The organism is Pseudomonas sp. JC1203 (assembly GCF_056175065.1).
In genome coordinates, this window is the sequence record NZ_JBWCAM010000017.1 from 88,579 (window position 1) to 100,988 (window position 12,410).

At 64.0% G+C, this 12,410-nt stretch carries 12 protein-coding genes; 3 read left to right on the forward strand and 9 right to left on the reverse strand.

The window, feature by feature from the left end; genetic code table 11:
- Positions 1-4 precede the first annotated feature (4 nt).
- Positions 5-2,023, reverse strand: coding sequence for an alpha-1,4-glucan--maltose-1-phosphate maltosyltransferase (locus tag AC0SZ7_RS23395; protein WP_475506596.1), 2,019 nt, complete (start codon positions 2,021-2,023; stop codon positions 5-7).
- 187 nt (positions 2,024-2,210) lie between these two features.
- Between AC0SZ7_RS23395 and AC0SZ7_RS23400 the strand changes: the two genes are divergently transcribed.
- Positions 2,211-2,372 carry a hypothetical protein gene (locus AC0SZ7_RS23400; protein ID WP_416425451.1) on the forward strand — a complete coding sequence of 54 codons (162 nt, stop codon included), beginning with the start codon at positions 2,211-2,213 and terminating at the stop codon, positions 2,370-2,372.
- An 83-nt stretch (positions 2,373-2,455) separates the two neighbouring features.
- Here AC0SZ7_RS23400 and AC0SZ7_RS23405 read toward each other — a convergent pair whose 3' ends face one another.
- Complete coding sequence (locus AC0SZ7_RS23405) at positions 2,456-2,968, reverse strand: MgtC/SapB family protein (protein WP_475506597.1); 513 nt, start codon at positions 2,966-2,968, stop codon at positions 2,456-2,458.
- Positions 2,969-3,114: 146 nt separating this feature from the next.
- On the opposite strand from AC0SZ7_RS23405, the gene AC0SZ7_RS23410 reads away from it, so the two are divergent.
- Positions 3,115-3,354 carry a DUF3203 family protein gene (locus AC0SZ7_RS23410; RefSeq protein ID WP_475506598.1) on the forward strand — a complete coding sequence of 80 codons (240 nt, stop codon included), beginning with the start codon at positions 3,115-3,117 and terminating at the stop codon, positions 3,352-3,354.
- Between the two features lie 61 nt (positions 3,355-3,415).
- On the opposite strand, the gene AC0SZ7_RS23415 is transcribed toward AC0SZ7_RS23410, so the two are convergent.
- The 6 genes from AC0SZ7_RS23415 to AC0SZ7_RS23440 all read right to left on the reverse strand — a co-directional run bounded on the left by AC0SZ7_RS23415 (position 3,416) and on the right by AC0SZ7_RS23440 (position 9,330).
- Complete coding sequence (locus AC0SZ7_RS23415) at positions 3,416-4,360, reverse strand: phosphatidate cytidylyltransferase (RefSeq protein ID WP_475506599.1); 945 nt, start codon at positions 4,358-4,360, stop codon at positions 3,416-3,418.
- On the reverse strand, positions 4,357-4,956 hold the full coding sequence (locus AC0SZ7_RS23420; protein WP_475506600.1) for a lysophospholipid acyltransferase family protein: 600 nt from the start codon (positions 4,954-4,956) through the stop codon (positions 4,357-4,359). Before AC0SZ7_RS23420 ends, AC0SZ7_RS23415 begins: the two co-directional genes overlap by 4 nt.
- Entirely contained in the window at positions 4,943-5,575 is a 633-nt protein-coding gene (locus tag AC0SZ7_RS23425) for a CDP-alcohol phosphatidyltransferase family protein (RefSeq protein WP_475506601.1), read from the reverse strand. Before AC0SZ7_RS23425 ends, AC0SZ7_RS23420 begins: the two co-directional genes overlap by 14 nt.
- Positions 5,576-5,956: 381 nt before the next feature.
- Positions 5,957-6,160 carry a HepT-like ribonuclease domain-containing protein gene (locus AC0SZ7_RS23430; protein WP_475506602.1) on the reverse strand — a complete coding sequence of 68 codons (204 nt, stop codon included), beginning with the start codon at positions 6,158-6,160 and terminating at the stop codon, positions 5,957-5,959.
- Positions 6,157-6,447, reverse strand: coding sequence for a nucleotidyltransferase family protein (locus AC0SZ7_RS23435; RefSeq protein ID WP_475506603.1), 291 nt, complete (start codon positions 6,445-6,447; stop codon positions 6,157-6,159). The genes AC0SZ7_RS23430 and AC0SZ7_RS23435 overlap by 4 nt, the downstream gene beginning before the upstream one ends.
- 54 nt (positions 6,448-6,501) lie before the next feature.
- Positions 6,502-9,330 carry a bifunctional diguanylate cyclase/phosphodiesterase gene (locus AC0SZ7_RS23440; protein ID WP_475506604.1) on the reverse strand — a complete coding sequence of 943 codons (2,829 nt, stop codon included), beginning with the start codon at positions 9,328-9,330 and terminating at the stop codon, positions 6,502-6,504.
- Between the two features lie 345 nt (positions 9,331-9,675).
- On the opposite strand from AC0SZ7_RS23440, the gene AC0SZ7_RS23445 reads away from it, so the two are divergent.
- On the forward strand, positions 9,676-11,055 hold the full coding sequence (locus tag AC0SZ7_RS23445; RefSeq protein ID WP_475506605.1) for an MFS transporter: 1,380 nt from the start codon (positions 9,676-9,678) through the stop codon (positions 11,053-11,055).
- A gap of 599 nt (positions 11,056-11,654) precedes the next feature.
- On the opposite strand, the gene AC0SZ7_RS23450 is transcribed toward AC0SZ7_RS23445, so the two are convergent.
- On the reverse strand, positions 11,655-12,401 hold the full coding sequence (locus AC0SZ7_RS23450; protein WP_475506606.1) for an SDR family oxidoreductase: 747 nt from the start codon (positions 12,399-12,401) through the stop codon (positions 11,655-11,657).
- Positions 12,402-12,410: the final 9 nt, after the last annotated feature.

Below are 12,410 nucleotides of genomic sequence, written 5' to 3' on the forward strand. Positions count from 1 at the left end.
CTTTTCAGAGCGCCGCGCTGATGCGCCAGATGCCGAATGGCTGGTAGCCGGGGTCGAGGCGCATCCACTGGGTCTTGCCGTACCAGGTCCAGCGGTGGCCGGTCATCAGGTCTTCACCGGCGGTGGCGGCGCTGTCGTCCAGGCCCAGCTCCCACAACGGCAGCTCGAAATGCGCTTCCTGCACGTTGTGCGGGTCAAGGCTGACGGCCACCAGAATGTAGTTGCGGCGGTCGGCGGTGCGCTTGGCGAAGTAGAGGATGTTGTCGTTGAAGCACTGGAAGATTTCCAGGCCCAGGTGCGTCTGCAGCGCCGGGTTCTGCCGGCGGATACGGTTGAGCTGGGCGATCTCGGCGATGATGTTGCCCGGCGCGTTGTAGTCGCGCGGGCGTATCTCGTACTTCTCCGAGTCCAGGTACTCTTCCTTGCCGGGAATGGGCGCCGACTCGCACAGCTCGAAGCCCGAATACATGCCCCACAGCCCCGAGCCCATGGTGGCCAGGGCGGCACGGATGAGGAAGCCGGCACGCCCGGACTCATGCAGGAAGAAGGGGTTTATGTCCGGCGTGTTGACGAAGAAATTCGGCCGGTAGCAGTCGGACCACGGCGGCTGGTTGAGCTGGGTGAAATACTCGGTGAGCTCGGCCTTGGTGTTGCGCCAGGTGAAATAGGTGTAGCTCTGCGAGTAACCGACCTTGCCCAGCCGCGCCATCATCGCCGGCTTGGTGAAGGCCTCGGCGAGGAACATCACGTCGGGGTATTCGCGGCGCACGTCCTCGATCAGCCACTGCCAGAATGGCAGCGGCTTGGTGTGCGGGTTGTCGACGCGGAAAATCTTCACGCCCTCTTCCACCCAGCCCACCACCACGTCGCGCAGGGCCAGCCACAGGCTGGGGATGGCGTCGGCGGCATAGAAGTCGACGTTGACGATGTCCTGGTATTTCTTCGGCGGGTTTTCCGCGTAGCGAATAGTGCCGTCCGGGCGCCAGCTGAACCAGCCCGGGTGCTCCACCAGCCACGGGTGGTCCTGGGAGCACTGGATGGCGAAGTCGAGGGCAATCTCCAGGCCGTGGTCGGCGGCAGCGGCCACCAGCCGGCGGAAGTCCTCGCGGCTGCCCAGCTGCGGGTGAATGGCGTCGTGGCCGCCGTCGGCGCTGCCGATGGCGTACGGGCTGCCGGGGTCGTCCGGGCCGGCCTCCAGGGAATTGTTGCGGCCCTTGCGGTGCTTGCGGCCAATGGGGTGTATGGGCGGGAAATACAGCACATCGAAGCCCATGTCGCGGATCATCGGCAGGCGGCCATGCACATCATCGAAGGTGCCGTGGCGGGCCGGGTCGTCGGTGATCGAGCGCGGGAACAGCTCGTACCAGCTGGCGAACTGGGCGCGCTCGCGTTCCACTTCCACCGGGAACAGCTGGCTCTTGCTGAGGTAGGCCCGGGGGTCGGCGAGGTTCATCAGCGCGGCGGTGTCCTTCTGCAGCAGCAGCGCCACCTGGCCGTCCTGGTCCAGCGCCTGGAACTGGTCATGAATGTGCATCAGCTGGCGGCGCAGGCCTTCTTCGCTTTTCTCGGCGCTGTGCACCAGGTGCAGGCGGCCTTCTTCAAGCTCCAGGCCGATGGGCACGCCGGCGGCGTACTTCTTTTCCAGCTCGTAGCGGTAGGTGGCGAACTGGTCGATCCAGGCCTCGATGCTGAACACATGGCGGCCCACCTGGCTGACACTGAACTGGCCCTGCCAGCTGTCGTTGCCCAGGTCCTTCATGCCCACGCTGTGCCAGCTGTCCGAACCCAGCGCGCGCCAACGCAGCACCACGGCCAGCTTGTCGTGGCCGTCGGCGTAGACCTTGCTACTCACCGTCAGGCTCTGGCCGGTGACGGCCTTCACCGCAAAGTGGCCGCCGTCGATGGCGGGCGTGGTGTTTTCGATCACGATTCGTGGCAACAGCAGGGCCTGGGACAGGCTCAGCGCCTGCTCGTTGCTCTGCTCGGCCGCCTGGCCGGTTTCGAAGGGTTGATCCGCGGTCATCGAGCATCTCCTCCACGCCCCAAGGACGCTCATCCATTACCGTTAACGCCGGCACAGGGGTGCCAACGCCTGACTTAAGTTCCGAGCCATGGGGGTTCTGAAAGTTCAGCAGCAGTGATGCCCGGGAGTCATCGGCGGCTGCCTGCTGTCCAGATCCTTGAGTGCCCCCAAAACTGCGAGGAACCCCATGAATATCCCTATCCCCGCCGAAACGCCGGACCCCAATATCGACGACCCGACCCTGCCGCCGCCCGACCCTAACGTGGACCCGGATGAACTGCCGGTGAAGCCTACCGTGCCGCCTACCGTGGGCGATCCACCCAGCCAGGAGCCGCCCGCGCAGCTATGAACGGATTTATTCGCGATAGCGACTAGAGAGCATAGATGCGCAGGGAATAAGCGTGACCGTTGGGTCATGATTTTTTTCCCGCGTTACCGGTCGCGGGGTGGCGGATCCTTGTCTTCGAACCGCCCCACCACCATCGGCATGAGCCCCAGCACGCCGAGCGCCAGCACCGTGCTCAGCACCGCCGTGGCCTCACGGCCCATGCCGGCCGCCACGCCGATGGCCGCCGTCATCCATAGCCCCGCGGCAGTGGTCAGGCCCTTCACGTGATGGGCGTCCTCGGCATGGCCCTTGAGAATCGTCCCTGCCCCCAGGAAACCGATACCGGCGACCAGCCCCTGCACCACCCGGCTGATGGCCGCCGGGTCGGCGCCGGCCATTTGCGGCACCAGGATGAACAGCGCGGCGCCCAGGGACACCAGCATGTGCGTGCGCACACCGGCAGCCTTGCCCTTGTGTTCGCGCTCGAAACCAAGAATGCCACCCAACACGCCGGCCATCAGCAGGCGCACGGCGACGCGGGTCAGTTGCGAGGCATCGGTGATGTCGGCGAATTCGGCGACCAGGGTGTTCCAGGCTTCGTGCCACCAGGCGTTCATGGGGTGAGCCTTTGCGGGGGGAGGTGAGCTATTGACCCCACGAATGTCATGGAAGTGCCGGGCCTGACCGTTGATCAGCGTGATGGGCCTGCGCTGCAAGGCAGTTGTCAAACCCTTGAGTGCCCAACAGAACAAGGAGAGGAGCCATGTCCGTGGAAATCAACGCCCAGACCCAACGCTGCACCCTGGTCGAGGCCGACATGCGTTGCGAAGGCCTGGCGACCGACGTGCGCATTACCACCGACGACCAGCTGCGCATGTCCATCGCCGAGCTGAATGGCCACCGCGTGCCCATCACCGAGGCCGAGGCCGATGCCTTGACCGTGGCCGGCGCGGTGGACGGCCGCCATCACGTCAAGGCCAGCGTGCCCGGCTCGCTTATCTGAGCCAGCACCGTAGCAGCTGCCAAAGGCTGCGTCCCCGGCCGGACGCAGCCTTCGGCAGCTGCTACGCCGAGAAGAAGTAGCGCGTGAGGTGGAAGAAGATGGGAGCTGCGAAACACACCGAGTCCATGCGGTCGAGCATGCCGCCATGGCCCTTGATCATGGTGCCCCAGTCCTTGGCACTGAGGCTGCGCTTGATTGCCGACATCACCAGGCCGCCAATGAAACCCATCACCACGATGACCAGCGACATCAGCAGCGATTGCCAGAAGCTGAACGGCGTCATCCAGAACATGCAGCCACCCACCAGTGTCGCCGCCAGGCCGCCCCCCACCAGGCCTTCGACGGTTTTCGACGGGCTGACCAGCGGTGCCACCTTGCGTTTGCCGAACAGCTTGCCGAAGACGTACTGCAACACGTCACTCATCTGCACCACGAACATCAGGTAGAACAGCAGCAACGCGTTCTGCCCCCGAAAGCCTTCAAGGTCGAGCAGCAGCAGCGCCGGCGCATGGCTGATGCAGTACACGCAGATCATCACCCCCCACTGGATCTTCGCCGTACGCTCCATGAACGCCTCGGTGTCCTGGCTGAGCACGGCGATGGCCGGCAGCAGCAGGAAGGCGTACACCGGCACCAGCAGCGTGAACAACGAATACCAGTGGGTGCCGATGAGGATGTACTGCAAGGGGATCAGGATGAAAAACGCAGCGAACAAGGCGTTGTGGTCGCCCCGCCGGGTGGGCGTCAGGGTGATGAACTCGCGCAACGCAAACAGCGAGATGAAGCTGAACAGCACCACGGTGGCGTTACCACCCAGCTGGTAGGAAACGAAAAACACCACCACCATGCCCCACCAGGCATTGACCCGCTGGTTGAGGTTATCGATGGTGGCGCGCGACGAATCCGAACTGGCGCGCTTGGCCAACACCCAGCCAATCAGCGACGCCAGCACCAGCAACCCGGCGATGGCCCCGAAGAACCACATGAATTTGTCCTGAACGGTCATGCCGCAAGCCTCACGATGGCGTCCCGCGCGCGGGCAAGGAAGGTCTGTTTGTCTTCACCGGCGATGCGCGGCAGCGGGTTGCCGATGCGGATGGTGCAGAGGATAGGCAGTGGCACGTGCTTGCCCTTGGGCATGGAACGATGCAGGTTTTCCAGGTAGATCGGCACCAGTTCCACGTCGGGGAAACGCTCGGCCATGCGGTACAGGCCGGATTTGAATTCACCCGGCAGGCTCTGCGCCGAACGCGTGCCTTCAGGGAAGAAGATGATCGAGTGGCCCGCCTGCACCACTTCGAAAATCGGCTCCAGCACGTTCTTGCCGGTTTCGGGGTGGCGGTCGATCAGCACCGCGTTGAGGCCTTTTTGCGAGATGTAGGCCAGGAAGCGATTCTTGCCCCAGTAATCCGCCGCTGCCACGGGCTTGACGTTGACCCGCGCTTCACGCGGCAAGGCGGCGATGATGGCCAGGGTGTCGAGATGGCTGGTGTGGTTGGCGTAATAGATGCGCTGCCGGCTGAGGTCAGGCGGGCTTTCCCAGCGGGCGCTGGCGCCGATCAACAGGCGCAGGAAAGCAATCAGGGCGTTACTGATCCACATGGGGCGTCTCCTGCAACTGGCGGGCAATGACCCGCGTGCGCGTCACGCAGGTGGCCACGGCGCCCACCGCGATCAGGCACAGGCTGATGGCCAGCGCATAGCGCGTGCCCAGGGAAACCTGCTCAAGCAAGTTCACCGCCAGGCCGGCCGTCATGGTGGCCATGCGGTGCTGCTTGGCCATGGGGCCGATGAAGCTTTGCGCCAGCCCCAGCGAACCGCCGAAAACCCGCACGTAGGCGGTCAGCGCCGCAGCGAGTGCTGCGAACCAGCCCAGGTCGGGGTAACCGCTGGCGTAGCCCAGCGCAACGATCAGCAGGCTGTCGGCGATGCGGTCGGGGAATTCGTTGTACAGCACGCCGATGTCGGACTTCTTGCCACCCTCGATCGCCACCATGCCGTCGAACAGGTTGCACAACAGGCGCAATTGGATACCAACGATGCACAGCAGCGAGCCGAGCACCCCGTGATCCACCAGCAGCGCCACCGCGCCCAGCAGCGCGAAGCCGATGCTGGCCACGGAGATCTGGTTGGGGGAAATATTGCTGCGCACCAGCACCTCGGTGATGCGCTTGGCCCAACCCGCAGAGCGGGTGCTGATGGGCCGGCGGTTCTCTTCCATTAGGCGTATTCCGATTGGGTGAAGGGGCCGACACGGGGAAGCCTTTTCAGCCTAGCCGGTGGCCGCACGGATGCTACGCGCGCGCGAAGGTTGCGGTCTAATGGGAATGATTGCCGTCGCCCGTGACGCGGCCTGCGGCGGATGGCCGCCCCGCCGCTGCTACATCCTGTGGGAGCTGGCTTGCCAGCGAGCTGTTGGGGCCATAAAAACCGCTGGCAAGCCAGCTCCCACAAGACAGTTGCTGGTACGGAAACCGCGATGCCTGCATCGCGACCAAGGTCGGCTCCTACCGCGTGCGTGGTAGGAGCCGGCCTTGGCCGCGATGCAGACGACGCGACCGGCGGGTTCCGCGCGCCCCTGTAGCAGCTGCCGCAGGCGGCGTCAGTGGTGGCCCTGCGCTGGCAGCACGTCAAGCAAATCCGGGAGCGCGGACTTCACCGTCTGCCAGACGATTTCAAGGTTGATGTCAAAGTATCCGTGGGCGATGCGGTTGCGCATCGTCCTCATACTGCGCCAAGGTACCTGGGGGTGTGCGGCGACGAATTCAGGCGGCCCGAGGTATTCATCAAGCCGTTGCTCGGTCATACCGGGCGTGCCTGAGCGACTACTCGCTCCCTGAATTTGATCGGGAGATCACCCGGTGTGAGCACATCGACCGCCACCCCCAACAAGTCTTCCAATTCGGCCTGAAGGCCACCCAGGTCGAACAGGGTTGCACCCGGCAACGCATCTACCAGCAGGTCCAAGTCACTGCCGTCCTGGTCGGTACCTTGCAGCACAGAGCCAAAAACACGTGGATTGGCGGTGCGGAAACGCCCCACGACCTCGCGGACGGCAGCTTCCTTGTTGAGAAGGGCATCGGATGGGCGCATGGCAAACGTTCCTTTGGGCGGCTCGGTATGATCAGTCTAACATCCGCAACTGCCTCATCGTGGCAACTCCAGCAACTCCATCGCCATCGGCCGTGCAAAGTAATACCCCTGTGCCTGCGACGCGCCCATTTCCTTGAGCAACTGCAAGGTGGCCTCGTCCTCGACCCCTTCCGCCACCACCGGCAACCCCAGCGAATCGGCCATGCGCACGATGGCGCGGACGATGGCGCGGCTGCGCTCGCTGGCGGTCAATTCGAGGATGAAGGATTTGTCGATCTTCAGGCCGCTGAAACGGTATTGGTGCACGTAGCTGAGCGAGGAGAAGCCGGCGCCGAAGTCGTCGAGCATCACGCTCAGGCCGTGCTCGGCCAGTTGCTGCATGGTCTGGCGGGCGCGCTCGGGCTCGGCCACCAGGCCGCCTTCGGTCAGCTCCAGGCACAGGCGGTGGGCGGCGATGCCATGGCGCTGGAGCAGGGCCAACACTTCGCTGGCAAATTCGGGGCGGGTGATGCTGTAGCTTGAACAGTTGACGTGCACCGGCGGCCAATGCGCATGCTCGGGTTGCGCCAGGATGCCGGCGATGCGGTTGAGCATGTACAGGTCCAGCCGGCCAATCAGGCGCAGGCCTTCCAGCGCCGGCAGGAAATGCCCCGGGGCGGTGATGCGGCCATCGGTCTGGCGCCAGCGAATCAGGGCTTCCAGGGCCACCACCGCGCCGGTCTCGACGCTGACTATGGGCTGGAAATACGCCAGCAGTTCATCATCGCGCTTGAGCGCGTTGCGCAATGCACCCTCGCGTTCCATCTGGTCGGTGACCTCGCGGCGCACCTGCTGGTTGAACACGGCGAAGCTGTCACGGCCGGCATTTTTCACCCGGTACATGGCGGTGTCGGCGTCGCGCAGCAGGTCCGCCGGCTCATGGTGGAACTGCGCGTCGGCGCTGACGATGCCGATGCTGCACGAGGAAAACACGCCGTGCCCGTCGATATTGAACGGCAGGTCGAAGGCCAGCAGGATGCGCTCGGCAATGTCCACCGCCACGTCCAGGTCGGCGCTGGGCGCCAGCACGGCGAACTCGTCGCCGCCCAGGCGTGCCAGCAGGTCGGCTTGGCGCAGGCAGTTGCGCAGGCGCGTGGCGGCCTGGGTCAGCAGCAGGTCGCCAAAATGGTGGCCGAGGCTGTCGTTGACCATCTTGAAGCGGTCCAGGTCGATGAACATCACCACCAGCGGCTGCTGCTGCTCGCAGAAATCGCCCCAGGCCTGTTGCAGGCGCTGCTGCAATTGGCTGCGGTTGGGCAGCCCGGTCAGTGCGTCGTGGGCGTTTTCGTGCTGCAGTTTGGCGTTGGCGTGGTCCAGTTCGCGGGTGCGGCTCTGCACCCGCGCCTCCAGCATCAGGTTCGCGGCATGCACCGCCTCGGCAGCGCTGCGCCGCGACAGCGCGGTGTCGATGTGGCGCGAAACGAAGGTCAGCAACTCCTGATCGCGCTGGCTGTAGCGGATGACCGGCGAATAGCTCTGCACCACCAGCACGCCGCGCACCTGGGTGCCTTCGAACAGCGGGATGCCCAACCACGACTGCGAGCGGATGGGCCCGGGGTTGTGGGTGATCTCGCCACTGGCCATGAGGGCGCTGGCGTCGTCGTAGTCGATCAGGCACGGCCGCCGCTGGCGGATCACGTATTCGGTCAGGCCGCGTTGGCCACGACGCGGCGGCGGGATGGCGGCGCTCTGTTCGTCAATGTAATAAGGGAACGTCACCTCGCCGGTGAACACTTCGAACAGAGCGATATAGAAATTGCGCGCGAACAGCAGGTCGCCGACGATGCTGTGCAGGCTCTGGAACAGCTCTGCCATGTCCCCCGGCTGGCTGGACAGCTCGGCGATCTGGAACAGTGCGCTGTGCAGGTGCTCGGCGCGCTCGCGCTCGACCACTTCCTGGCGCAGCGCGTCGTTGAGCTCGGACAGCTCCTGGGTGCGCCGCGACACGGTTTCCTCAAGGTCGGCGCGGTGCAGGATGCGGTCCAGGGCCATGGCCACGTGGCGGGCCACCACCAGGAACAGCTCGCGGTCCTCGGCGCTGTAGATGCGCGACACTTCATACACCTGCATGGCGAGCATGCCGAACACCTCGTCCGAGGCGTTTTTCAGCGGTGCGCCCATCCAGAATTCCGGGCGGTGGCCCAGCGGCGCGAAGCGCCCTTCCTGCTCGGCGCGGCGCATGCCGGCGGCGTCCACCATCAGCGGCTGGCCACTGATGAGCACATAGCCGGTCAGGGACAGGCACTCGGGGTCGAGGTATTCGTGGCTCTCGGCCTCGATGGCGTCAGTGTCGATGATATCGATGTAATACGGGTACGACACCTTGCCGTTCTGGGCGTCGTAAAGCGCCAGGTAGAAGTTCTCGGCGTCGATCAACGTCGCCAACTGCCGGTGCACCCCCTCCAGGAACGCCGCGCGGTCGCGGGTGGAGCTGGCCAGGTAGGTGATTTCATACAGCACGCGTTGGGTGATCTGCGCCCGCGCCAGCGCCTCGCTTTGCACCCGGGTGCCCAGCTCCCGGGCCAGTTCGGCAAGCTTGGGGTTGTGCGCCTCGCTGCGCGCCGCCAACACCCAGCCCAAGGCATGCTCGCCCTGGCCTGTGGGCCAGCGGTGCAAGCCTTCGGCCCGGCAGAACGCGTCGAAATCCTCTGCGGCCAGGCTTGCCGGCCACTGGCAGAACGCGCCGCCCTGGGCCGCCCGGTGCAAGGGCGCGCCATCGCGGTACCACACCCAGGCGCACGCCTTGGGCCAGGCGCGGGCGCGGGCCAATACTGCTTCTATGGACGCGGCCGTCTGTTCGCCCGGCGGCAGGCGTGAATCGTCGGGCAAAACAGGGAAGTTCAAGAAGGTGCTCCAACAGAACGGACAGTCGCAGAACCACTTTATCGGCAGGGCCGGGCGAACATATAGCGCGGTGCCACTACTGGAAGCAAGCGCCATCGGACCAACCGGGCGCCAAGCCTTGCGCCAGACGCACCACTGGTGCGTTTCGCTGCACAAATTATTTCACAGGTGCCATAATAATGACCGGCAATCGCACAGGTTCGCACTGCCCGGCGGGTTGCCGTATTGACACGGATCATGGCGGCTGATATTTGTTAACTATCCAGTTAGTTTTGGTCTTGACCAGCTGATGGCCAGCGTTACCAAAAACGATATTGCTCTATAATAAAAACAACGGAGACACCCATGGATCAAGTATCCACCGAGTCCCAAGGCTCACAACAGACCAAAAAAGCGACCGCCAGCGGCTGGATTGGCTCGGCGCTCGAATACTATGACTTCTTCATCTACGCCCAGGCTGCGGCGCTGATATTCCCGCAAATCTTCTTCCCGTCCCAAGACCCGAAAATCGCTATTGTCGCCTCGCTGGCAACTTATGGCGTGGGTTACATCGCCCGTCCTATCGGCGCGGCCTTCCTCGGCCACTGGGGTGACACCCGCGGCCGCAAGAACGTGCTGCTGTTGTGCATGTTCCTGATGGGCTTCGCCACCATGGCCGTTGGCCTGCTGCCTACCTACGGGCAAGTGGGCATGCTGGCGCCGATTCTGCTGGTTATCCTGCGCCTGATCCAGGGCTTCGCGGTGGCCGGGGAAATTTCCGGGGCCAGCTCCATGATCATGGAGCATGCGCCCTTCGGCAGAAGGGGCTATTACGCCAGCTACACCCTGCAAGGTGTGCAGGCCGGGCAGATCTTCGCCGCGGCGATCTTCCTGCCACTGGCCTACTTCATGCCTGACGAGGCCTTCAACAGCTGGGGCTGGCGGATTCCGTTCCTGCTCAGCGCCGTGGTGCTGATTGCCGGCTACATCATCCGTAAAGAAGTCCACGAGACCCCGGCCTTCGTCAAGGAAGAAGCCAGCACCGAACTGCCGAAAGCGCCCATCGTCGAAGCCTTCCAGAACAACTGGCGCAACATGTGCCTGGTGACCTGCATGGCGCTGATGAACGTGATCCCGGTGGTGGCCACCATCTTCGGTGCGGCCTATGCGGTGCAACCCGCCTACGGCATCGGCTTCTCGAAGAGCGTGTACCTGTGGATCCCGGTAATCGGCAACATCGTCGCCGTGGCTGTGATTCCGTTCGTGGGCAACTGGTCCGACAAGGTAGGCCGCCGCCCGATGATCATCGGTGGCGCGCTGGGCTCAGGGTTGCTGGCCTTCGGTTACCTGTACGCCATCAGCATCCATAGCGTGCCCATGGCCTTCGCCATGTCGCTGCTGATGTGGGGCGTGGTCTACCAGGGCTACAACGCCATCTTCCCAAGCTTCTACCCAGAGCTGTTCCAGACCCGCTACCGCGTGTCGGCCATGGCTATCTCGCAAAACGTCGGCACCATGATCACCGCGCTGCTGCCGGCCCTGTTCGCCGCCATCGCCCCGCCAGGCTCGGACAACATCCCGATGACCGTTGGCCTGATGGCGTTCAGCATCACCATCGTTGCCGCCCTTGCAGCTTACGCGGCGAAGGAAACCTACCGGATTCCGATGGCTGATCTGGGCAAGCGTGATGCGAAGGAAATGGACAAGAAGGATTACCTGCAGATGCGTACACAAGCGGTGAAGTGAGGGGCAGCTTCAAGCTCTAAGCTTCAAGCTCCAAGAAAAAGCCCTGGGCTCGATGAGAACCCGGGGCTTTTTCATACCCAACAGCTTTTGATCCAGCTGTTGATCTGGCTGTTGATCTGCTGTTGATCTGGCTTGTGATCTTGATTGTATGCCCCGTAAAGCGCCCGGGCCGACTGGAGGCGTCGATCAACGGGCTGCCCGAAGGGCCGAGGCCGCAGGCCGAAGAGACGATAACCCGCAGGCTTCTATAGCGGGTGCCGTCTGCCCGTTGAGCGATGCCGGAAGGAGGGGACCCGTAGCGCAGCGTAGGGCCCAAGCAGGGGCAAGCGTTTTTTGCTTACTTTTTTTGGCGTCTGAAAAAAAGTGAGTCGGCGTAAGGCCGAAACGGTCGGTGGTCGCACCGCGAAAATGGATATGTTCGAAATCGCCGAAGCGGGATACAGAATCCGCGAACATATCCATTACTCCAGTCGGCCCTGGCGCTTTATGGGGCCCACAATCAAGATCAAAGGCCGCACGGAAGCAACAGCTGCCTCGCTTGAGTGTTGTGGTGGCAGCACCGGCCAGCGCAGCCTGGCGGCAGCGGCTACAACGGCACCTTAACGGCCGCCGCCCAGGTCAAGGAAACTACCAGTGGTATAACTCGCCTGCTCGGACGCCAACCACAAAATCGCCTCGGCGACTTCATGCGGTTGCCCACCCCGCCCCATCGGTATCCCCGGCTCCAGCTTGCTCACCCGGTCCGGGTCACCGCTCAGGGCATGAAACTCGGTATAGATGTAGCCAGGCCGCACCGCATTGACCCGCACGCTTTCGCCAGCCAATTCCTTGGCCAGGCCCACGGTGAAGGTGTCGAGCGCGCCCTTGGAAGCTGCGTAGTCGACGTACTCGCCGGGCGAACCCAGGCGCGCGGCCACCGAGGAGACGTTGACGATGCTGCCGCCGTGGCCGCCATGGCGCGTGGACATGCGCAGGATGGCGTGCTTCGCGCACAGGATGGGGCCGGCAACGTTGTTCTTGAGCAGCTTCAACAGGCGGAATTCGGACATTTCGTCCACCCGTGAAGTGTGCCCCACGGTCGCGGCGTTGTTCACCAGCACGGTCACCCTGCCCAGCTCGGCATCGACACGGCTGAACAAGTGCTCCACCTCGTCCTCGACGCTGACGTCGGCGCGCACGGCAATGGCCTGGGCGCCCAGTTCGCGGACCTCGGCAAGGGTAGCCTGGGCCGCCTGTTCATCGGACAGGTAGTTGATGCACACGCTATACCCCTGGCGGGCGGCCAGGCGCGCAGTGGCGGCACCGATGCCACGGCTGCCGCCGGTGATGACGATAACTTTATCCATGGACCTCGG